We start from the raw sequence: 20,890 nt of genomic DNA, 5'->3' as shown, positions 1-20,890 counted from the left end.
ATTCATCTCCATTTTTTATTTTGAACCCAACCAGTTTCCATCGTTGTTCCCATATTAATAAACATTTGATAAAATGTCTTCAACCAGTTTAAAAGCAATTAACCCAACCACTTTAAAAATAGGAGTAGACGTATGAATCAAGACAACAGTTCTATTTATCCAAAATACAAGCAAATTATTGATTTTATGAAAGGAAAAATTGCCCGTGGAGAATGGCCGATTGGAAGTAAAATTCCCAGCCAGCGAAAGCTTGCAGCTTTGTTTGACGTTAATCGAAGTACGGTCATTACGGCATTAGAGGAATTAACAGCGGACGGTTTAATTGAAGGTAAGATAGGAAAGGGAACAATCGTTGTAAATAATACGTGGACACTTTTGGCTACGAATCCGCCCGATTGGAATGTTCATGTGAAATCAGGTATGCATCGGCCCAGTCAAGCCATGGTACAAGATATTAATAAATCCGAATTTAACTCAAACCTTATTCAATTAAGCAAAGGAGAGCTTTCACCTGACATATTTCCTAAAAACAAAATGAAATACGCCGTAGAAAAAGTAGCAGAAAACATGGAGGTTCTGGGATACGAAGAGCCAAAGGGTTATTTTCCTTTAAGAAAAGAGTTAAGTGCGTATATGAAAACAATAGGGATTGAATCTTCTCCAGATTCTATTTTAATTGTTTCCGGCGCTCTTCAAGCTCTTCAGCTTATTTCAATTGGACTGCTGCAAAAGAACTCTTCCGTTTTGTTAGAAAAACCTTCTTATCTATACTCCTTACATGTATTTCAATCAGCCGGAATGAAACTCAAAGGTCTTGCTATGGATGAGGAAGGAATAAAAGTAACAGCTATAAAACGTGCCGATCCTCAAGAAGGACAAGCTATTTTATATACAAATCCGTGTTTCCATAACCCAACGGGAACATTAATGTCACAAAATAGGCGTCACGATTTGTTGAAAGAGTGTGAGGAACATCAGCTTCCTATTATTGAAGATGATTTATATCGTGAATTATGGCTAAATGAACTTCCTCCGTTGCCATTAAAGGCTTTAGATAAAAATGGACACGTGTTATATGTTAGCAGTCTTTCTAAAACATTAAGCCCGGGATTACGTATCGGATGGATAGTCGGCCCAGAACCAGTCATTGAGCGTTTGGCGGATATTAAAATGCAAACAGATTATGGATCGAGCTCATTGTCTCAAAGAGTAGCAGCGGAATGGTTTGAAAATGGCTTATATCAACAGCATATGGAAACTGTACGAACCGACTTGGGAACAAGAAGAAAAGTGATGCTGAATGCTTTGGAAACATACGCAGGAGATGTAGCAACATGGACGAATCCTGAAGGAGGCTTTTTTATATGGGTGCATATTCAACCTTCTATCTCAATGAAATCTTTATACTCTCGTGCTTTAAAAAGAGGGATATTGCTTAATTCTGGAAGTATCTATGCACAAGAAACCGGCAGTTATCTTCGGCTTTCTTACGCCTATGCCTCTTTACCAGATATCGATAGAAGCATTAAAATTCTTGCTGAACTGATTCGGGAATTGCAAGTATAGTAAAAAAAGGAGTAGCGGATTACCACTATTCCTTTTTATTTGTATCAAACTCTTCTTCTTATAAAAAACTCCAAGTAACAACTGAGTATATATTACCGTCTATAAATACGCGTTATTTTTTATGGCAAAAATAAGTTAAGAAGACTTTTAATTTACTTTCTGTACGTTTTACATATAAGTCGTGAATGGTTTTAACTACGTAATCATTATCAAACATTTCCAACACCTCAATTATTGTTAAGTTTCCTGTTCTTTATAGTTTATGAAATAATCAGACGCATATCATCCGCCATCAGCTGTAACTTTACAGTTCATCTTTTACAACTAAAGGCTGAAACGTACGCTCATGATTGAACGCACGAATAACAGGATATGCAAAAAAATGAAAAGTGTGCACGTTTTGTTTAAAAAAAGGCTATATCTCTAAAAAAAGAAAATTGTCACACACATTTATGAATATGTATCTACTAAGTAAGAAGACTTTTTTAGTTGGTGGGATTGAAGGTGAAAAAGATGGATGAATTATTTAAAGATCTTGATGTGTACAGAACGCAAGAAGAAATGAAGCAGTATTTTGAACACACGCAGCAAATGATTCATCAAAACAAAGAGTATATAAAATTAGCCCGGCTTAAAAAAGGGCGTTTCAAAAAGTTTTTTGAAGAGTTTTATCCGCTTTATTGCTTCAGCCAATCTTCCTATTGTCCGAGAAATTCAAAATTGAAGCTTATTATTGGAAGTCAAGGATACGACGGATTAATTCTTCAGCCGGATGGTACTGAAAAACGAATTGAAATTACTTCTTATAAAGATGGGAAACTGGAATTTGAAGATGCACAGAGAGTCAATTCAGGAAATTTTGCTCTACCCCGTATCCAGACGGAAGGTTCTGTAGAAGAGTATATAGAAAAAGTGCTAGAAAACATCCAAAAAAAGAGCAAAAAAGATTACAGTGGAGCATCCATTCTATTTGTTGTACACACGTTTCATTATTTTGAAGTCTACGGAAAAAGTTCATCTGCCTTTATTCGTACCTTAAAAAAAGAAATGAAGAATACTGATTTTCGAGCGGATGAAATTTATTTATTGGAATTAAATCAGCCAGACAGTGAAAGTGTTAAGCAGAACATTCATTTCATTAAATAAGAAGACACGCTTTAGATGTTGAGGCGTGTCTTCTTATCTGATAATAGAACTCTCTTAATGCAGGTGGATAATTTTGAAAATTACAACAATTAAGTGCTATAATTCAAGTATGAATATGCATTCAGAGGAGGAAAACCAATGGATTTAGCTTATAGAGAGAAAGCGTACGAATATGCCAAAAGATTCGAATCTAGCTATGACGATTATGATGAACGCTATAAGGTGCACAATAATCCGACGGTGTGGCGATTTATGCCGCTGTGTGATTTTCAAGATTTACTAGAAACCAATGCGCTTTTTTTCGCAAAACCTGATGCATTTTCGGACCCTCTCGAAGGATGCTCTTCAATGTGGAACATAGAAGAGTTAAGAAAAAAAGGCGAACGTCATAACCGTACCTCTAGAACCTATATAAGAAAAATCCATGAATTTTCTGCTGTTTCATCCTGGCATATCAATGATTATGAAGCTGCTGGAATGTGGGACCTATATTTAAAGGGGAATGATGGCGTAGCTATTAAAACCACCTATGAAAATTTATTGTGCAGTATTAAAGATTTACGCTATAAAATCTTCTCTGGCAAAGTGCAGTACATAGACTTCCAAAAAGAAATGATCAGTCATTCTGTATATGACACATTATTTTACAAGCGCAAATCCTATCAGCATGAAAATGAATTGAGGCTTATTATTGTAGCAAGTCGTATACACGCTTGGAAGCTGCAAAAGCTATTCGAAATTCAAGGTATTTCCGCAAATCAATGGCAAAAACGAATGGATATCCTTGAAAAAAGATCGTATGAGTTTTCTCACGAGCATGGCAACCTCCTTACATGTAATTTACATCAGCTCATCAATGAAATTTACGTATCACCAAGAAGCGCTCAAAGCTGTGTAGAGGAAGTAAAAGCCCTTGCTAAAAAACACGGGCTCGCTTATAAAAAGGTCACTCAGTCCGACTTGTATAGGGACTATATTTATTAAATGTTTAGGCTATTTGAAAACAGGTAAATCAGTAGTAAAAGATGTTTTAAGGAGGAATACGATCATGCCTTACAATTCATTGAAAGAACTGCCGGATAGAGTAAGAGATAATCTTCCTCATCACGCTCAGGAAATTTATAAAGAAGCATTTAATTCAGCAAGTGATGAATACAAAGAAGAAGCTACCGCTCACAAAGTTGCTTGGAACGCGGTGAAAACAAAGTACAAAAAAGATGATAATGACAACTGGGTAAAAAAAGAGTGATAAAAGAGACTAAGTATAAAGAGTTTGTTATTATTTTTTAAAAAATCTCCCAATGAGGTTTCAACTATTTTTCCGGGGGTATACATTCTATGTAAGGCCAATACAGGAAAGGAGAGACTGTACACATGCATTGTTTTACAGCGACTTCAAGAAACGTATTGAGCACCTTAGAAGGAAGATTTGTTTTGATTACAAAAGGCACATTGGTAAACAATCGTTATACTAAGTGCTAGGCTGTCTAATTAAGACAGAATACTCGACTATTTAAACATAAAATTAAGTATAAAAAAGAAGATGCGCTTAGCACGCATCTTCTTTTTTGTTGACTCTATTTTCCCTCCCTTTTTGTACTTCGTCTTATTTTTACGCATAAAGTAATAAAAAGGAGGGGGTTATGCTGTTTGATTATGAACAGGAGTTAACAATTCACCGAAAAGATGCTACTCAAAAGACTGCAGCGACTAATGCTGAGGCTTATAAAAGCATAGACTGGGAACAAGTGAAATCAGAACAAAATCTTGCGGACTACCAAGCTCTTGTACGCGTACCTTTTCCGCTGATTTTCAAGAAAAATCAGCTGCAGCCTGTATGGGATTTAAGAAAGTACGCTTTTTTATTTCAACAATCTACACCTGCTACCGTTCACCCTAAACTGTGGGAACAAGGAAAATTAAATGTACAAGCCGGCCTATATCAAGTAACTGAAAACATCTTTCAAGTAAGAGGCTTTGATATGGCTAATATTACATTTGTTAAAGGAAAAACGGGATGGATTGTTATTGATTGCTTGACGTCAAAAGAAACAGCAGAAGAAGCGCTTAAACTAGTAAACCAGCACTGTGGGAAGCGTCCTGTTAGAGCCGTTATCTTCTCACATTCACATATAGACCATTACGGTGGAGTTCTAGGAGTATTACCTGACTCAATACAAAATAAAACTAGTAAAGTTTATGCTCCTGCTGGGTTTATGGACGCGGTTATCGATGAAAACGTCACGGCGGCAACAGCAATGACACGAAGAAGTCAATATATGTACGGTATTCGACTGCGACGAGATGAAAAAGGCTTAGTTGACAACGGCATCGGAAAAGAAATTTCATTTGGAACAATCACGCTTATTAAAGGAATAGAAGAAATTTGTCCTTCCGAACATCATCCTTATGTAAGTAAGAGAATTGACGGCGTCTCATTTCAGTTTCAGCTTACGCCAGGGACGGAGGCGCCTGCTGAAATGAACATCTATATTCCTAGTGAAAAGTCTCTGTGTATTGCAGAAAACTGTACGGCCACTCAGCACAACCTCTATACGCTCAGAGGAGCGAAAGTAAGAGACGCAGCAGCATGGGCAAGATACTTGCAGCAAGCAATCGATTTATTTGGTCAAGAACTAACAACTGTATTTGGGGTACATAATTGGCCAAGGTTTGGAAACGAGTCGTGTATTAACTATATCGAAAATCAACGAGATGTTTATCAATATATTCATGACCAAACATTAAGGCTAATGAATCAAGGCTATACTATCGACCACGTCGGCCGAATGATGAAGCTACCGGAAACCCTATCTCAAGAGTGGTATACAAACGGCTTTTATGGAACGGTTAACCATAACGCAAAAGCGGTTTATCAGCGCTATATAGGCTGGTACAACAGCAATCCTGTAGATTTAAATAAACTGTTTCCTGAAAAGTCAGCTAAGAAGTATGTAGAGTATATGGGGGGAGCGGACAACATTGTCAAAAAAGCACAGCGCTGTTTTCAACAAGGCGACTATCAATGGGTAGCTGAAGTGACCAAACAAGTTATTTACGCTGATCCTCACCATGTGAAGGCAAAACTTTTATGTGCAGATGCGCTTGAACAATTAGGCTATATAGCTGAATCTGGTCCTTGGCGAAATGAATATTTAACAGGAGCCAAAGAACTTCGTTTAGGTAATATACCGCTGCCGGCCAACATTATTACAAAAGAAGTATGGGATACACTTCCTTTAAAAAATATTTTAGAACTATTTAGCATTCGCGTAGATGGATTAAAGGCAGGCACATGCAACTATCGTATATTGTTTGTGATACCGGATCGTAATGAAGTAGCTCTCACAGAACTTAAGCATGGAATCTTTAGATATCTTGGAGATACGCGAAAGAATGCTGAGGTGACGGTAACGATGTGGCAAGATACCTTATACCAGCTAACAACTACAAATGATCACTCTTATAGCTCGGTCATATTTGTTCAAGGAGATAAATCAAAATGGGATTTCTTTTTGTCTAGTCAGGATTCTATCGATCCAAACTTTAATATTGTGACACCTGTTTCTAAAAAATAGAGTCCCTGATTACAGCTCAGAAAGCACATCGTTGACTTTTTGTTCAAAGCAGCTGTCGCATGTGAAGATTTCTTTTTCTTGAAAAGATGTTAGCCTTTCTCCGCAGATGGAACAGCATTCTATATAGTGATTGCTTCGCTCTTGTTCTTTTCTTTCATTTAACATAGCACTTTCCTCCTTTGCAGTATAAATAGTTTGTCTTATTTCTTTAAGTATATACTAATATCAGCCTATGCAGGGAATATAAGGCTTGCTAATGCGGATTATTTATAATATAAGAGTGTTGTAAAGCACCATAAGTTGGCATAGGAATTGCATGTTAAATCGTTGAGAAAATTCAATGATTAATATGGGGTGAACAGAATGTCCATGACGAAAACAGCTAGTGAATTAAAAAAAGAACAGCAGCAAGAACAAGAATCACTTAATTTATTTTTATCTACTCAAACGGTTATTCAAGAAGCGCTTCAAAAGCTAGGCTATGGTGAGGAAGTATACCATTTATTAAAAGAACCGCTGCGCATGATGACGGTTCGTATTCCGGTTAAAATGGATAACGGATCGGTAAAAGTCTTTACCGGCTACCGCTCTCAGCATAATGATGCTGTCGGGCCTACTAAAGGAGGCGTACGCTTTCATCCTGAAGTCAATGAAGAAGAAGTGAAGGCATTATCCATATGGATGAGCTTAAAATGCGGGATTGTTGATCTTCCTTACGGCGGCGGTAAAGGCGGAATTGTATGTGACCCAAGAAATATGTCTTTCGGTGAGCTAGAGCGACTCAGCCGTGGCTATGTGAGAGCCATCAGTCAAATAGTTGGGCCTACTAAAGATATTCCTGCACCGGATGTCTATACAAACTCTCAAATTATGGCGTGGATGATGGATGAATACAGTCGACTCCGTGAGTTTGATTCTCCAGGTTTTATTACCGGAAAACCTATCGTACTCGGAGGGTCTCAAGGACGCGAAACTGCAACAGCTAAAGGCGTAACTATTTGTATTGAAGAAGCTGTTAAAAAGAAAAAACTTAACTTGCAAGAAGCGCGAATTATTATTCAAGGCTTCGGGAATGCCGGCAGTTTTCTCGCTAAGTTCATGCATGATGCAGGAGCAAAAGTAATTGGCATTTCAGACGCATACGGAGCTCTTTATGATCCTCTTGGTCTTGATATTGATTATCTGCTTGATCGACGCGATAGTTTTGGAACCGTAACGAATTTATTTACAAATGTGATGACAAACGAAGAGCTATTAGAAAAAGAATGTGATATTTTAGTGCCCGCAGCCATTTCGAATCAAATTACTGTTCGTAATGCTCACCGCATTAAAGCCTCTATTATAGTAGAAGCAGCGAACGGACCGACTACACTTGAGGCTACGCGGATTTTAGATGAAAAAGGCGTACTTTTAGTGCCAGATATTTTAGCAAGTGCTGGAGGCGTAACGGTTTCATACTTCGAATGGGTGCAAAATAATCAAGGCTACTACTGGTCTGAAGAAGAAGTAGCTTACAAATTACGCAAGGTAATGGTGGATTCATTTGAAACGGTCTATCAAATCTCTCAAGAAAATGACGTAGATATGAGACTTGCTGCTTACATGGCAGGAATCAAAAAATCGGCTGAAGCTTCTCGTTTCCGCGGCTGGGTATAAGATAAAAAAAACGATTTGGAATATAGAGTCCAAATCGTTTTTTATTTGCCGTAACTGCCAAATAATTAAAAGAAAACCTGCTAAAAAAGCAAACACGCTTAAAAAATTGGCATATTTATCGCGACCCGAATAAGGGCAAAACAATTGACAGTGAGAATGATTTTCAATTATTCTATATATAAGATATATACATACCTATACTAATAAATTGAATGCAGAAAAGGAGACAGAAAATATGAGCGTATTAGATATTATTAAAGCTAGAAGAACGATTGGGGCTATGCAAGACAAAGACGTATCAGAAGATGCTATTAATCTTATGTTAGAAGCCGGTACTTGGGCTCCTAACCATAAAAAGACAGAGCCTTGGAAATTCCGAGTGTTTACAGGGGATTCACGCGTTCGTTTAGGAGACGAAATGGAACGTATTATGAAGCAAAAAACTGCTCACTTAAGCAAAGAAGAATCGCTAAAAAAAACAACAAAAGCAAAAAAAGGACCGCTTCGCGCTCCTGTCATTATTGCTGTAGCAGTAAGTCCTTCTGGAAAAGTGCCTGAAATTGAAGAAATCTCTGCCGTAGCGGCAAGCATACAAAATATGCTATTAGTAGCGGAAGAACAAGGTCTGGCTACAATTTGGAGAACCGGTGAAATTGTCTATCAGTCAGAACTGAATGACTTTTTATCTCTAGAAGACGGAGATAAGCTCTTAGGCTTAATTTACGTCGGACACCCTAATAAAGAAGCTTCATCAAAACGTATTCCATATCAAGATAAAACAATTTGGTATCGTTAAAAGGTTATTTCTGTGTTTCTCTAAATAAGAGGCAGCAGCTTATAAGTTGAGCTGCTGTCTTTTATTGTTTTTAAGAAGTGGCAGAAGGAAACTTAAAGTGAATATCAAATGATTATTTTACAATAAAATCCATACGTATGATTCAAATTGAATAGTAGAAAAGATAATGCTTATGAACCGATAAAGCAGCTCGTAACATCTTATTCTCCCGAGTGACTAGCCTGTATCTCTGTCGTCGTAATTTAAACATAGCCTCTGCTTTTTTTCTCCAACATTATAGTATAACTTCTTAATATATGGAACGGAATCATTGTCCAATTCTATCTCAATGTGTGCAGGTGAATAACCTCTCTCTAGAAATGAACTTACCGTCCTTCTCCTAACTTTTTTCACCTTCTTAACGTCCTTCTAGATAACCTTCACGCCTAGCTGTATAATGTGTTTGCTTGATCCTGTATAAACCTGCCCTTTACTGGCTGTATGCTTTGCGTTGACTGCTTTTTCAAATATAATGTACAGTAAAAATATACCATATATTCCAAGGTGATTCCAATGAGATTTTTGATTGAGTATAAGGATTTTAAAACGAAAGAAGAAACTAACTTTTCTTTGCAATTATTAGATACTTTTTTAAATGAACATTTAATAGGAGAGTTTCATGGAAGTACATTTGAGTGCATGTTGATCCGTTTTATAAATAATCCTAGCTCTAAGAAGAAGTACAAATTACGTGTTCTCTATGAAGATATAGCCGAAATTGAGCTGCCCGGAAATTTTATCAATAACAAAACTCTTAATGTAGAGGATTTCTTAACAGGTCTACATAGAGTTGAAGAGGCTATTATGTTGGTTAAAACTATAGAACTAAAGTCAGAACTTGACTTTAGTGAAGACAAACTTCTATTAAAGTTTCAACAGTCGATAAAAAATGCACCACGTACACTCGAAGAACTAAAGGCATACTTCAAGAAGCAAAAGCAAACAGTTCAAAGTAACTGGGCAAAACTAGCTGACCTTTCAATGAAAAGATCTTTGTCTAATCCAAAACCGCTAACAAAGCCATTAATAACAATTAGTATTTCTGCTCCTATCGAGGAAACAGAACCAAACCACTCTTTTATCTACACCGAAGTTTTCAGCAACCTGCTAAGGAAAGCAGAAGTGATGCTGCCGGGTTATAGTCACACCTTTATACATTTAGCGGACACACTAGTGGAAGCAAAACAAGAATTTGCTCCAAATCACCGGATAAAAGATGCATTTTCGATAATAGATACTAAAAAATATATGGCGAGTGACAACGAAACTAAATCAAATATGATGTTTAGTAGTATAGTTTCAGCATTAAGAAGTATTACGAAGTTTGATCACTTAGAAGAGCATAAAATAGAATCTGTTATTAGAAAAATAAAAGAAGAAGGAACCGACATTGAGCTCACATACTTCTCGAAACAAAATGATAAGTATTTAGCCGAGGTCATTTATGCAGTGCCCAAATCTCATCTTACAAATGCTCCATTTAAACTGCGTGTTACGGACCTTAATTCTAACGTTGTTAAAACTATAAAAATAGATGATATTAATTTATTTTGGTGCCCGTATAGCTTCGGAAGCATAAATATAAAAAAAGATTCAGTTGTTATTAAAGGGAGAAAGAGCCAGAGAGCAGAGATTTCAAGGAGAGCTGACAAATTACCGGATGAATACATTTTTAAGATTAAAGATATATTTATTTAGCTTTTTATAATGGTAATGAAAATTAGTAATTACGAACAGTCAGCTAAAGAAGCGGATAAAATGTTTTATCAGCGTTGGGGAATTTTTATCTTAGTTATAGCTACATTAGTTGTATCAACAGTTGTATCAACAATGGTAGGAGTGTTTAACTCTTTAGTAAATAATATTTACTCTAAACGAAAAGAATTTGCGGTTTTACGTGCAAAGGGCGTTACTTTCAGTTAGGTACCTCATTTAACGAAGGAATGATAACCCCTAATGCTCCCGCTGATTAAGCAGGAAAAGTAATCAGCAAGGAATTTAATGTAGATGCCCCCCCTAAATTTGACGCATTTGTAGTTAGACTTACTATTATTCCAGCTGTAATGTCTTTGATGGTTAAATCTATGTGGTATTTACCAAAATAGCTTGATAAAGTTCTTACAAACATAGATGTTGAGGAAGAAAGCATAGTTAATGGAAACAGCCATAATGAGATTAATTTAAAAAATAAAGTAAAGAAAGATAAACAAATTACAAAAACCACTGCCTGTTATAAAAGGTAGTGGTTTTATATTTTTAAAGATAAAACTCATTTCTTATGAACTAGAGACCTTCAACAATTACAAAAATTACATTCTCTGATAAAATGTTTGTAAGTTATTTATAATTTTGGGTTTTTATACATATAGGCACAAGGGAAGAAAGTTGATGGCGGCGGTTTAATTGTAGTGGGAATCATTGCTACTTATATTTTGGTTGCGTAGCAAAGGGAGATATGAAAGGATAAGAAACAAAATTATTATTTTTAAAATGAATGGGGTTTTTTTATGTCCATAAACAAGAGTTACAATCACTTAAGTGAGTTATGTTTCAAGTATCAACAAGATAAATTTTATGTAGAAAAGATTCCTCATACTATATTATCCAAATCACAAAAGCGATTTAAAATATCTCCAGATGAGAAAGTTATAGCTTACCTAGATACTACAATACTGGGAGTTGGAAAAAACGGAATTTATTTTACTAACTACGGAATTAGGTGGCGCAATTTAGGAGGAAAAGCGGAAAAGTTAGCATGGGAAGATTTAGATGAAGTGACCAGTATAACTATACAGAAAAATGTAGAAGTTTATTTTGATCATAAAAAGACGTTTCTGTTAGGTGGCGGTACTAACTACCCCGCTACGCTATTTATAGAGTTATTAGTCTCTATACGAGATTATTTAAAAAACTATTCCGTTGAATTACTTTTTGAAGAACATTTACTTCCTTTTTACACAGAGACAAATGAAATAAAAAACACTTGTGTACTATTTGAAAAGTACGAAGAAGCATTCGAAATTAATAATGGTTTAGTGGTAAAAGAACATATTCCGAAGAATACAGACGAAAAACTACGGGAGCATTATCATTTATCGTCCCAGGATAATATTATTGCCTTCTTATCTACACTTCCTTTTAAAAAACAAAATGGAATAGTTGTTATGGAGGACGGAATTTACTTTAAAGAGCCTTTTGTCTCCTTGTATTATCCTTGGTATGCATTTAGAGATTTGACTATTATGCTGGCCGAAGACGAATTAATTATTGGGAAGAATAATGTTTTTCATTTACTTCACTGTAATATGGATAACTCTGAAGTAATGCTCTTTTTAAGAAACTTACAGCAAGTTATCAATATATTGCACGACGATTACGTTAGTTGTTATAAAAGCTTGTAATAGCAACGAAAAAATAGATATGCAAAAATTATATAATTGTGTAATAGAATTATCTTAACATGTCAACAGGACTCATAATAGCTTTAGCAAACATTTTTAATTCTAGATTCCAAGGGAGTATCCGCTGGGTTATGGTTGGGTGTGGTTTGTTGATTTTTATGTACAATTTAAAAGTAACTTTTAATCAAAAACAAAATGAAGCGGCTAATCAAAATACTGTAGGAATTGTATCTAGAAAAAGGCGTTAATTGTTTTAAGGTTCTGGAGTAAAAATTCTATAAGAAAGAGGAAAGTAATGGACGTTCAAAAGGTAGCAAACTTATTTTTAATTTTTGTTTTAATTGCAGCAGGCATTTCATTGGCGATTGGCTTTGTTGTTGCTGTGAAAAGTACAAACTATAAGAAGGGATATATATGTACTTTTATATCCAGTGTGGTCTTTTTAATACTTATTGTGAGCTGGTATGATAAAGCATCTTCAAACGTTTTTATGGGGACAATACCTTGGATTTTAAATGTTATTGCCGTCATTATTATGTTACCACTGTACTTGTTAGTTGCTCGCTTTATATTTAAAAAGGTGACAAAAGGACAAAAAGGAACAAATGAAAAGGTTAGCGGTTAGCTTATTTTTTTATCGTTTTTTCTAATCTTCATGATTTTAACTAAATGAAGATACACAAAAATTTTTTTTATCAATATCCTGTTAGAGAAAGTGATTGACATCATTTTCTGTAAAGGAGAGAACGTCTATGATTAAAGTTAACCACCAAATTGTGAAAATAAGTGATCTAAATAATAGTTCGTTAACAAAAGAAAAAGCAGACATTTTAAAACAGATGGATGCCTATAGGGAAGTGTATGAGTATGCTACATTTGACCAGCTTGATTTTGATGTATCTGTTAAATTACAAATTATTGAATCGTCTGTACTGCTGCGCAAAAGCGGCGCTAGGTTTGCTACATTTGCACGTTCTAGGTGTAACGAAAAGTATTGGAAACGAACCGATAACGGAGGGTTTCAGCTACTGCCTACCGTTTCTCCTCATCAGGCCATCGATGATATTTTTTACAACGGACATGAATACGCGTTTGAGTGCGCGACGGCTGTTATCATCATCTTTTACAAAGCTGTATTAAATAATATTGGAAAAGCAAACTTTAACAGGCTTTTTGCTGATCTTTACTTACACGATTGGCAATACGATGAAGATCTTGAGCTCCATGGTTATAAAGGATCTGACTACTTGCCCGGAGACTGTGCGTATTTTAAAAACCCTGATTATAACCCTGATACTCCCCAGTGGAAAGGTGAAAACACCATTGTATTAGATGAAACTCTATATTTTGGTCATGGAATTGGAATTACGACGCGGGAAAGAATTATTGAAGTGTTAAATTTAAAGAGAAAAGACAACGCAAAGCAATCAGCTTATTTGTCAGATGAAATTGTCAGGCTTCACACCGCTCACCTCAGTTATTTTGCAGTTAGATACGAACCTGTTGTTTGGTACGACAGAAATAGTGCTATTATTTCCACTATTGGGTCGATTACGTATGTAGCTTGATTGATCAAAGTTTTGATACTTTGGTCTTTTTATGTAAACAGGAAAGAATTACATGAAGGTAAATTTGAGAATTCAAAAGGATTTTATGTATAAAAGAAGAATCCATTTAATACACAGGTCTTAAAACTAAAAGGAAAGGAGGAGATTCCCATTAAAAATCGTGATAAAAGACGTAAGAGAAAACGCGGCGCATTAAAAGATTATCTGAAAAATAAGCTTGGTCAGCTAAAACCGAAGCCAAACAAAGGACCTGTCTCAAACTTGAAGTCTTCTGCTTAAAACATCCCCCTAGTTTTTATATAGGGGGATGTTTCTTTTGAATTTTCTTTTATTTTAAGGGTTAAATGTTATGATTGGCATTTAAGGGTTAATTTGTGCACAATAGACATTGAATAGTTTATCTAATACGACAACGTAAGGAGAGATGAGACGATGGAAAATATGATTTTAAAACATATGGACGTTGTAAGAGGCATTACAACTAGTATCCTCGAAAAAACAACAGAAGAGGCAGCGGACATCACACCAAAAGGATTCAATAACAATATCCGCTGGAATCTTGGGCACATTGCCTTTATCCAAGAAAAGCTTGTGTTTGGCTTAGCTGGTGAACCGATGCAAACGCCAGAGAGTTATGAAAGCTTTTTTGGCGCAGGAACAAAACCTGCCGATTGGACGGAGGCTGCTCCTTCTCTTGAAGAAATTGCGAATGTGTTGAAAGACCAAGCACAGCGTATTAAAGAGTTCATGCCCGGGCAGTTTGATAAGCAGTTAATCACACCTTTTACAAATAAAGCGGGCATTAACTTTACAACAGTTGGCGAAACGTTTTTATTCAGCTTCTACCACGAAGCGATGCATGTAGAAATGATTAAGCAAATTGGGAAAGCTGCAGCAGCAGAATAAGGAAATAAAAAAGAATAAATCACATACTCTTTATAACTATTTTACATAGCGCCTATGCATATACTGATCTATACAGCGCATAAGATGTAACATGAGCTGCTTTTCCTAATGCAGTTCGCAAGGAGGTGACAACGTGAAATTTCTTTCAGGTTTAACGACTCTTCTTGTGATTTTAGGCGGTTTAAATTGGTTAGCTGTAGCATTAGGCGTGAATGTAGTAGAAGAGCTATTTGGCTCTTGGGATTGGTTAGTAACAACGATTTATTGGTTGGTTGGCCTGTCTGCTCTTTATCAAATTTTTGATAAGTTTTTCGGAACGGGAGCGAGTGTCAAAAGCAAAGCGCTATAATAAATATTATTTTTTATTATCTCTTTAGGGAGTTTGAATGTATATTCAAACTCCCTTTTTCATGAACAAAAGACGTGACATCTTTACAAAATACGGTAAAATAAGGTAATAACTAAAAAGCAGGAGGAATGGGATGGAGCTTTGGGGTGTAGTACCTATCTTAGTATTTGGACTTCTTTATATAAGAGTTATTGCTGGCATAATAGCTGTCGTGGTTATAGTGCTAAAGCGAATGAAAGAGAGAAATCAATATTTACGTGAAATACGGGATGAACTGAGAAATCAAAACAGGGCAACTATAGCAGAAAATAAAGAATAGAAGGTGTAATAGATGAAGAGAAGTGTACTTCCTATCTTTTTTATCGTGAATCTTTTTTTTATTTACTGTTTATTATTTAATCAAGGCTACATCTTTCAGCTAAAGAACCTTCCTTACATATGGGCGATTTATTTACTTCTTGGCACCTTTTTAGCTTTTTATTATATGCTGCGATACAAACAAAAAAGAGACGGACAGGTGCTGCTTTCAATCGGTATTTTAACCACAAGCATTAGTTCACTTGGCTGTTTAGGTTTTTTTTATTTCTTTTACCGTGCGATGGGTGGATAAGAAAGAGCACCAAAAGCAGAGACTTCAGTGAAAGTCTCTGCTTTTTATATGGAGATCTATTGTATAATAGAAAAAAAGAAATGGATGCAGGAGGGGAAATATGCGAATTGTTTCGCTTTGTCCAAGCAATACAGAATTAATAGCGTATTTAAAATGTGAGCACTTGCTCGTAGCAATTGATGATTATTCCGATTGGCCGCAGTCTATTGGAAATTTGCCGCGTTTAGGTCCCGATTTATCTATTAATATGGACGCCGTGGAAGCAGCTAAGCCAGATTTAGTCCTAGCTTCACTAAGCGTTCCTGGAATGGAACGAAATATTGAAGAACTTAAAAAACGAAAGCTTCCTTATATCGTATATAATCCTAATTCATTAGAAGATATTCGTCAAAATCTACAGGACTTAGGTCAGCGATTAAACATCGAAACAAAAGCAGCTGAACTGTTAGAGCGTTATGATCAGTTTCTTTCTACATACAAAGGTACTGCACGTCAAATTGACGAAAAAGCCACTGTATACTGGGAATGGTGGCCAAAGCCTGTCTTTACTCCTGGCAAAGCAAACTGGCTGACTGAAATTAGTGAGTTAGCGGGAGGAGAAAATATATTTGCTGATCATAAAGAAGCAAATGTACAGAGTGATTGGGAAGAAGTGCTCAAAAGAAATCCACATCATGTGTGTTTGGCTTGGGTAGGTGTACAGACAAACAAAGTAAATCCAACGATTTTGCACAAGAGACCGAACTGGTCTGACATGTCTGCGATAAAAGAACATCGTGTATATGTACTAGAAGAATGGTTGTATTGCCGTCCTTCACCTCGGTTGCTGTTAGGATTAAAAAAACTCGCGCCGCTTCTTCATCCAGATATGTTTCCTGCATTTGACGGTAAGGACCCCTTATTATAAGAAAAAGGAGCGATACATATGAAAGATATTAAACAAATAAAACATACTATTCAACACCGCTATCCTTTTTTACTTGTTGATCGCATCTTAGAACAAGAAGAAGGGAAGCTTGCGGTAGGGATCAAACAAGTAACAGCAAATGAACCTTTTTTCAAAGGCCACTTCCCAGACTATGCTGTAATGCCAGGGGTACTTATTGTCGAAGCTCTTGCTCAGCTCGGTGGATTTGCCATGGCTGCGGATGCCCAACAAAAAGGAAGACTTGCTTTTTTAGCAGGGATAGACGAATGTCGTTTTAAGCGTCAAGTAAGGCCAGGAGATACACTGCGTTTAGAATTTGAAATTCTCAAGCAGCGCGGAAAGATTGTAAGAGGAAAAGGAAAAGCATTTGTAGATAGCGAGTTAGCTTGTGAAGCGGTCATTACCTTTGCTCTTGATGTATAGTACAAACGCCTTTGTCGAAAAAGCAGCTGATGTTAGTTAGCAAGATGAAAACGATCAATGTAAAAAAGCAAATAATTCAGGATAAAGCGTATCGAGAAAACCGCCTTATATCGTAAGGGCGGTTTTTTATGAATATCTTTTTACCTTTTCATAAAAGAAGAAAAGGGGTATAGAAGAAAAAAGGGAGAGGGGAGAATGCGGTGAGAACATTAACGGAAGTTGTTGTATTACTAACACTTTTAGGTACGTATATAGGAATCTCACTACTTGTATATAAACGGAAAAGAACGAATCCGTTTTTCTACAGCATTTACTTTTATTTAGCTACCAGTGTCATTTTGATTTGCCTGGTTATCTTTTGGCTTCAGCTTCGTTTTGGACTCACTGATAAGCAAGTAGGAGGATTGCTTATCAGTGTGGTGGCATTCTTTTTACTTATTTATGGTTTGTTAAAAACAAGACAAAAAGACAGGTAGCCGATGCTATCTGTTTTTATTTATATTCTTGTTATATATTTTTATCAATTGTAGTGTCAATTCGATACATCTCTTCATATAATAAAGATAACAGCTTTCTTTTGCAGGTTAGTTGACATCGCAGCTTATAACTCGCTATTCTTTTGATAATTCATTTTGTGAAAGGAAGTGGACGTATGGATGCATCCCGCATTATAGCTAAGTTAGAAAATCGGATGCCGACAATCCTTGGGATGGAGCAGTTCTCCCGCTTCGGCATTCTTGTTCCGCTTATTGAAAAACAAGGGGAACTACATGTTTTATTTGAAGTAAGAGCGCTCGATTTACGTAGACAGCCCGGAGAAATTTGTTTTCCAGGAGGGCGTGTTGAAAAGACGGATGCAGATGAAAAAGAAACGGCTATCCGCGAAACCTCTGAAGAGTTAGGGATTACGCCCCAATCTATTCAGCAAGTACAAGCTTTAGATTATATTGTTTCTCAATTCGGAACAATCATTTATCCTTATGTAGGTTTCATTGATGAGTCGCTTGAACTTCGACCGAATCCTTCGGAAGTAGCAGAAGTATTTACCGTGCCTCTTTCTTTTTTTCAGCGTACCGAACCTGATATACACAATATTCATTTCAGAGTAGAACCCGAACATAATTTTCCTTATGACGCGATTATTGGTGGTGAAAATTATAATTGGCAAACAAGAGAGATGGAAGAACATTTTTATTACTATGAAGATCGAGTCATATGGGGACTGACAGCAAAAGTGATTTATCATTTGGTACATGTATTAAATGATAAATAAATGAAAAATGAAAAGCAGCGAATACGCATTCGCTGCTTTTTTTATATTAAATAGATTGAATAGCTTCCGTGATAGGCGTATCACCTGAAACTAAATCAAAAGAACGTCCGAATGTATGATCTTCGCTTAACGTTTCTACTACAACACGCGCTACATCTTCACGAGGAATTGATCCGCGCTCTTTGTTCTCCCCTGCATCTACACGTCCTGTTCCTGGGTCGTTTAACAATCCGCCTGGGCGAACAATTGTATATGTTAATCCGCTTGCTTCTAAGATTTTATCTGCATAATGTTTGGCTACATAGTAAGGGATTAATGATGTATTCCAGTTTTCACGGTGATGGGCTTGAAGTGCGCTTACCATCACAAATCGTTTAATACCTAAATCTTCTGCAGCTTCCATCGCTTTTACTGCACCATCTAAATCAATTAAAAGTGTCTTATCATGACCTGTGCTTCCGCCTGATCCTGCGCTAAAGATAACGGCGTCACAGCCTTTCATCACTTCCTTAATTTCATGCACAGTGCCTTCTAAGCTTGCAAAAGCCGTTTCGATGCCTCTTGCTTCAAGCTCTTTTGCTTGTTCTTCTTTACGAACCATCGCACGTACAGTGTGCACATCACTTTCATTCAAAATGTTTACAATATGTTTGCCCACTTGACCATTCGCACCAATTACGAGAACTTTCATGTCTAAATTTGCTCCTTTCGAATCCAAATACTTATACACTATTGTTTCATATTCACCGTTTCCATTCAACAAATGAGCTCAAAATTAGGTGAATAAGGGGAAAGTAAGAAAATATATTAAAAAAATGAAAAACAAGAAATAAAAACTAATTTACAAACAAAAAAAGGAAAAAAATAGTTCATTAAACCCAGTGTCTGAACTATTTAAATTTTGTAAAATTTTATCAAACCCTTGGTAATACAGCACTTCTTAAAAACAGCATCTCTTTTAACATTTCCCGATACAACCTATATAAACACATTTTGATAATTTTAAACTTTTACTTCGGAAAAATTTTTTGTTATTATGTTTTAGTCATTAAAATATTTAAGAACGAAATATTTAGTCCGAGCGGACAAAGGAGAGGATAAAATGAACACATTACAATACTTAGTCGCAGAACGTGCAGAGATTTCTCCTCAACATGAAGCACTAGTTGAACATAATGAACGTTATACATTTAATGAATTTCATGAAAAAGTAAATCAATTGTCTCATTACTTCTTAGAGAAAGGAATTCAAAAAGGAGATCGTATTGGTATTTTAGCTCATACAAGCATTGCTTACCCAGTCGTTACAATGGGGATTTTACAAGTGGGAGCAGTCGTTGTTCCATTAAGTAAGAGCATGACACCTTATGAGCTTGATAGCATTATTACGAGCGGACAGTTAAAAGCGATTATTCACCACAATGAATTTACGTCTGTATTAGAAAAAGCGGAACAAACGAATGGACTTAGCTTTACGTTAAAAATTGAGGATGCAAAAGAATTTACAACTCAATTCTCAGCGTACAATACAAATACACCAGAAGCCCTTCCTGAAGTACTTCCTGAAGATTTAGCATTAATGATGTTCACATCAGGTACAACAGGCAAATCAAAAGGATGTATGATTGCACATGGATCGGTAAGTGCCTTTTTAAACTCTGGCGGACAGGAAGAACGTGCAAATATTGATAAAAGCATGCGTTATTTATTTGTTCATCCATTCTTCCACATGAGTTCGATGAGCATCTTATTTATGTGCATTAACACAGGAAACACAATGGTATGTTCTGAAGAAACAGATCCAGCTAAAGTAATTGAGGTAATTGAAAAAGAGAACATTAAAATGCTGTTTGCACTACCACCGGCATTAAAATATATCGTAGAAGAGCTTGAAAAAGGAGATCACTATGATTTCCCTCTAAAACTTGCTGTGTCAGGCGGAACAAAAGTATCTGAGTCTTTAATCGAACAATATGATCGCAACGGTATGATTTTAGCTCAAGGATACGGAAGCACAGAAGCGTGGATTATCAGTTCATGGCATCCTCAAATGGGATGGAAGAAAGTAAGCTCTGCTGGAAAACCTGCTCCGCATGTAGAAGTTAAAATTGTAGACCCAGAGACACGTCAAGAAGTACCAACTGGAGAAAAAGGTGAAGTACTCGTACGAAGCCCTTATCTGTTTAAAGGCTACTGGCAAAACGAAGAAGCAACAAACGCTGTCTTACAAGATGGCTGGTTAGCGATGGGCGATGCAGGTCGATTAGATGAAGACGGATTTCTCTACATTGAAGGACGCTATAAAGATGTAATTGTATATGGAGGAGATAACATCTACCCAGATCAAGTAGAAGAAGTTGTCTTAGCAGCAGATGGGGTGTTAGAAGCGACAGTTGTCGGCATGCCTGATGATGTGTACGGCGAAGTTCCATATGCATTTGTTGTTAAACAAGCAGCATCCGCTTTAACTGAAGAAGATGTAGTGAACTTCTGTAAAGAACGATTAGCACCTTATAAAGTACCAACTGTTGTATTTGTTTCATCACTTCCTAAAAACAGCGTAGGAAAAGTGTTAAAAAACGAAGTAAAAAAACAAGCCTTAGCACACGCATAATAAAAAAAGCGGCCTTTATAGCCGCTTTTTTTTATAT

General features: G+C 36.3%; 24 protein-coding genes and 1 pseudogene. 23 read left to right on the top strand and 2 right to left on the bottom strand.

From position 1 onward, the window contains the following. The first annotated feature begins 132 nt into the window (after positions 1 to 132). The 5 genes from pdxR to SB717_RS11180 all read left to right on the top strand — a co-directional run bounded on the left by pdxR (position 133) and on the right by SB717_RS11180 (position 6,290). The gene (gene pdxR / locus SB717_RS11200) at positions 133 to 1,566 is read left to right on the top strand and encodes a MocR-like pyridoxine biosynthesis transcription factor PdxR (protein WP_410903730.1); all 1,434 of its coding nucleotides are present in this window, start codon (positions 133 to 135) and stop codon (positions 1,564 to 1,566) included. A gap of 513 nt (positions 1,567 to 2,079) precedes the next feature. Further along, entirely contained in the window at positions 2,080 to 2,712 is a 633-nt protein-coding gene (locus SB717_RS11195; RefSeq protein ID WP_074681193.1) for a hypothetical protein, read from the top strand. 138 nt (positions 2,713 to 2,850) lie between these two features. Next, on the top strand, positions 2,851 to 3,696 hold the full coding sequence (locus tag SB717_RS11190) for a DUF2971 domain-containing protein (protein ID WP_410903729.1): 846 nt from the start codon (positions 2,851 to 2,853) through the stop codon (positions 3,694 to 3,696). A gap of 64 nt (positions 3,697 to 3,760) precedes the next feature. Next, positions 3,761 to 3,961 (top strand): ChaB family protein, encoded by a 201-nt coding sequence (locus tag SB717_RS11185; protein WP_410903728.1) that lies wholly within the window; start codon positions 3,761 to 3,763, stop codon positions 3,959 to 3,961. A 394-nt stretch (positions 3,962 to 4,355) separates the two neighbouring features. Further along, the gene (locus SB717_RS11180) at positions 4,356 to 6,290 is read left to right on the top strand and encodes an alkyl/aryl-sulfatase (RefSeq protein WP_410903727.1); all 1,935 of its coding nucleotides are present in this window, start codon (positions 4,356 to 4,358) and stop codon (positions 6,288 to 6,290) included. A 9-nt stretch (positions 6,291 to 6,299) separates the two neighbouring features. On the opposite strand, the gene SB717_RS11175 is transcribed toward SB717_RS11180, so the two are convergent. After that, entirely contained in the window at positions 6,300 to 6,455 is a 156-nt protein-coding gene (locus SB717_RS11175; RefSeq protein ID WP_014460007.1) for a hypothetical protein, read from the bottom strand. Between the two features lie 204 nt (positions 6,456 to 6,659). Between SB717_RS11175 and SB717_RS11170 the strand changes: the two genes are divergently transcribed. The 17 genes and pseudogenes from SB717_RS11170 to SB717_RS11090 all read left to right on the top strand — a co-directional run bounded on the left by SB717_RS11170 (position 6,660) and on the right by SB717_RS11090 (position 18,239). After that, the gene (locus tag SB717_RS11170) at positions 6,660 to 7,946 is read left to right on the top strand and encodes a Glu/Leu/Phe/Val family dehydrogenase (RefSeq protein ID WP_376738438.1); all 1,287 of its coding nucleotides are present in this window, start codon (positions 6,660 to 6,662) and stop codon (positions 7,944 to 7,946) included. Positions 7,947 to 8,181: 235 nt separating this feature from the next. Then, positions 8,182 to 8,742, top strand: coding sequence for a nitroreductase family protein (locus tag SB717_RS11165; protein ID WP_410903726.1), 561 nt, complete (start codon positions 8,182 to 8,184; stop codon positions 8,740 to 8,742). 552 nt (positions 8,743 to 9,294) lie between these two features. After that, positions 9,295 to 10,479, top strand: a complete 1,185-nt coding sequence (locus SB717_RS11160; RefSeq protein ID WP_410903725.1) for a hypothetical protein — start codon at positions 9,295 to 9,297, stop codon at positions 10,477 to 10,479. Between the two features lie 15 nt (positions 10,480 to 10,494). Then, positions 10,495 to 10,704 (top strand): hypothetical protein, encoded by a 210-nt coding sequence (locus SB717_RS11155; protein ID WP_410903724.1) that lies wholly within the window; start codon positions 10,495 to 10,497, stop codon positions 10,702 to 10,704. A gap of 98 nt (positions 10,705 to 10,802) precedes the next feature. Beyond that, positions 10,803 to 11,024 (top strand): annotated as a pseudogene (locus SB717_RS11150) (hypothetical protein); the annotation flags it as partial. Between the two features lie 264 nt (positions 11,025 to 11,288). Next, positions 11,289 to 12,182 carry a hypothetical protein gene (locus SB717_RS11145; RefSeq protein ID WP_410903723.1) on the top strand — a complete coding sequence of 298 codons (894 nt, stop codon included), beginning with the start codon at positions 11,289 to 11,291 and terminating at the stop codon, positions 12,180 to 12,182. A gap of 59 nt (positions 12,183 to 12,241) precedes the next feature. After that, entirely contained in the window at positions 12,242 to 12,430 is a 189-nt protein-coding gene (locus tag SB717_RS11140) for a hypothetical protein (RefSeq protein ID WP_410903722.1), read from the top strand. 47 nt (positions 12,431 to 12,477) lie between these two features. Next, positions 12,478 to 12,807, top strand: a complete 330-nt coding sequence (locus SB717_RS11135) for a hypothetical protein (RefSeq protein WP_410903721.1) — start codon at positions 12,478 to 12,480, stop codon at positions 12,805 to 12,807. A gap of 127 nt (positions 12,808 to 12,934) precedes the next feature. Continuing rightward, positions 12,935 to 13,750, top strand: a complete 816-nt coding sequence (locus SB717_RS11130; RefSeq protein WP_410903720.1) for a protein-glutamine gamma-glutamyltransferase — start codon at positions 12,935 to 12,937, stop codon at positions 13,748 to 13,750. Positions 13,751 to 14,182: 432 nt separating this feature from the next. Continuing rightward, positions 14,183 to 14,656, top strand: a complete 474-nt coding sequence (locus tag SB717_RS11125; RefSeq protein ID WP_410903719.1) for a DinB family protein — start codon at positions 14,183 to 14,185, stop codon at positions 14,654 to 14,656. Positions 14,657 to 14,789: 133 nt separating this feature from the next. Next, positions 14,790 to 15,005: a DUF378 domain-containing protein gene (locus tag SB717_RS11120; protein ID WP_013057146.1), complete on the top strand. Its 216-nt coding sequence runs from the start codon at positions 14,790 to 14,792 to the stop codon at positions 15,003 to 15,005. A gap of 133 nt (positions 15,006 to 15,138) precedes the next feature. Then, complete coding sequence (locus tag SB717_RS11115) at positions 15,139 to 15,324, top strand: hypothetical protein (RefSeq protein ID WP_410903718.1); 186 nt, start codon at positions 15,139 to 15,141, stop codon at positions 15,322 to 15,324. 12 nt (positions 15,325 to 15,336) lie between these two features. Beyond that, positions 15,337 to 15,615: a hypothetical protein gene (locus SB717_RS11110; RefSeq protein WP_071274330.1), complete on the top strand. Its 279-nt coding sequence runs from the start codon at positions 15,337 to 15,339 to the stop codon at positions 15,613 to 15,615. A gap of 100 nt (positions 15,616 to 15,715) precedes the next feature. Next, positions 15,716 to 16,522 carry a cobalamin-binding protein gene (locus SB717_RS11105; protein WP_074681170.1) on the top strand — a complete coding sequence of 269 codons (807 nt, stop codon included), beginning with the start codon at positions 15,716 to 15,718 and terminating at the stop codon, positions 16,520 to 16,522. Positions 16,523 to 16,540: 18 nt separating this feature from the next. After that, positions 16,541 to 16,966 carry a 3-hydroxyacyl-ACP dehydratase FabZ gene (fabZ, locus tag SB717_RS11100; RefSeq protein WP_410903717.1) on the top strand — a complete coding sequence of 142 codons (426 nt, stop codon included), beginning with the start codon at positions 16,541 to 16,543 and terminating at the stop codon, positions 16,964 to 16,966. A gap of 200 nt (positions 16,967 to 17,166) precedes the next feature. Further along, on the top strand, positions 17,167 to 17,442 hold the full coding sequence (locus SB717_RS11095; protein WP_014459988.1) for a hypothetical protein: 276 nt from the start codon (positions 17,167 to 17,169) through the stop codon (positions 17,440 to 17,442). 176 nt (positions 17,443 to 17,618) lie between these two features. Continuing rightward, positions 17,619 to 18,239: an NUDIX hydrolase gene (locus tag SB717_RS11090; RefSeq protein WP_045294754.1), complete on the top strand. Its 621-nt coding sequence runs from the start codon at positions 17,619 to 17,621 to the stop codon at positions 18,237 to 18,239. A 46-nt stretch (positions 18,240 to 18,285) separates the two neighbouring features. On the opposite strand, the gene SB717_RS11085 is transcribed toward SB717_RS11090, so the two are convergent. Continuing rightward, positions 18,286 to 18,930, bottom strand: coding sequence for an SDR family oxidoreductase (locus SB717_RS11085; RefSeq protein ID WP_410903716.1), 645 nt, complete (start codon positions 18,928 to 18,930; stop codon positions 18,286 to 18,288). Between the two features lie 411 nt (positions 18,931 to 19,341). On the opposite strand from SB717_RS11085, the gene SB717_RS11080 reads away from it, so the two are divergent. After that, entirely contained in the window at positions 19,342 to 20,853 is a 1,512-nt protein-coding gene (locus tag SB717_RS11080; protein WP_410903715.1) for a class I adenylate-forming enzyme family protein, read from the top strand. Positions 20,854 to 20,890: the final 37 nt, after the last annotated feature.

The organism is Priestia sp. SIMBA_032 (genome assembly GCF_046535215.1).
GTDB classification, from domain to species: domain Bacteria; phylum Bacillota; class Bacilli; order Bacillales; family Bacillaceae_H; genus Priestia; species Priestia aryabhattai.
The sequence above is the reverse complement of the archived record's forward strand: the minus strand, read 5'-3'. Positions and strand labels throughout refer to the sequence as shown.

Coding starts and splice junctions, on each gene's coding strand:
- SB717_RS11195 (WP_074681193.1), top strand. CDS start 2,080: ATGGATGAATTATTTAAAGATCTTGATGTGTACAGAACGCAAGAAGAA.
- SB717_RS11130 (WP_410903720.1), top strand. CDS start 12,935: ATGATTAAAGTTAACCACCAAATTGTGAAAATAAGTGATCTAAATAAT.
- SB717_RS11140 (WP_410903722.1), top strand. CDS start 12,242: ATGTCAACAGGACTCATAATAGCTTTAGCAAACATTTTTAATTCTAGA.
- SB717_RS11090 (WP_045294754.1), top strand. CDS start 17,619: ATGGATGCATCCCGCATTATAGCTAAGTTAGAAAATCGGATGCCGACA.
- SB717_RS11125 (WP_410903719.1), top strand. CDS start 14,183: ATGGAAAATATGATTTTAAAACATATGGACGTTGTAAGAGGCATTACA.
- SB717_RS11135 (WP_410903721.1), top strand. CDS start 12,478: ATGGACGTTCAAAAGGTAGCAAACTTATTTTTAATTTTTGTTTTAATT.
- SB717_RS11085 (WP_410903716.1), bottom strand. CDS start 18,930: ATGAAAGTTCTCGTAATTGGTGCGAATGGTCAAGTGGGCAAACATATT.
- SB717_RS11175 (WP_014460007.1), bottom strand. CDS start 6,455: ATGTTAAATGAAAGAAAAGAACAAGAGCGAAGCAATCACTATATAGAA.
- SB717_RS11115 (WP_410903718.1), top strand. CDS start 15,139: ATGGAGCTTTGGGGTGTAGTACCTATCTTAGTATTTGGACTTCTTTAT.
- SB717_RS11180 (WP_410903727.1), top strand. CDS start 4,356: ATGCTGTTTGATTATGAACAGGAGTTAACAATTCACCGAAAAGATGCT.
- SB717_RS11165 (WP_410903726.1), top strand. CDS start 8,182: ATGAGCGTATTAGATATTATTAAAGCTAGAAGAACGATTGGGGCTATG.
- SB717_RS11155 (WP_410903724.1), top strand. CDS start 10,495: ATGAAAATTAGTAATTACGAACAGTCAGCTAAAGAAGCGGATAAAATG.
- SB717_RS11110 (WP_071274330.1), top strand. CDS start 15,337: ATGAAGAGAAGTGTACTTCCTATCTTTTTTATCGTGAATCTTTTTTTT.
- SB717_RS11190 (WP_410903729.1), top strand. CDS start 2,851: ATGGATTTAGCTTATAGAGAGAAAGCGTACGAATATGCCAAAAGATTC.
- SB717_RS11080 (WP_410903715.1), top strand. CDS start 19,342: ATGAACACATTACAATACTTAGTCGCAGAACGTGCAGAGATTTCTCCT.
- fabZ (WP_410903717.1), top strand. CDS start 16,541: ATGAAAGATATTAAACAAATAAAACATACTATTCAACACCGCTATCCT.
- pdxR (WP_410903730.1), top strand. CDS start 133: ATGAATCAAGACAACAGTTCTATTTATCCAAAATACAAGCAAATTATT.
- SB717_RS11145 (WP_410903723.1), top strand. CDS start 11,289: ATGTCCATAAACAAGAGTTACAATCACTTAAGTGAGTTATGTTTCAAG.
- SB717_RS11105 (WP_074681170.1), top strand. CDS start 15,716: ATGCGAATTGTTTCGCTTTGTCCAAGCAATACAGAATTAATAGCGTAT.
- SB717_RS11160 (WP_410903725.1), top strand. CDS start 9,295: ATGAGATTTTTGATTGAGTATAAGGATTTTAAAACGAAAGAAGAAACT.
- SB717_RS11170 (WP_376738438.1), top strand. CDS start 6,660: ATGACGAAAACAGCTAGTGAATTAAAAAAAGAACAGCAGCAAGAACAA.
- SB717_RS11185 (WP_410903728.1), top strand. CDS start 3,761: ATGCCTTACAATTCATTGAAAGAACTGCCGGATAGAGTAAGAGATAAT.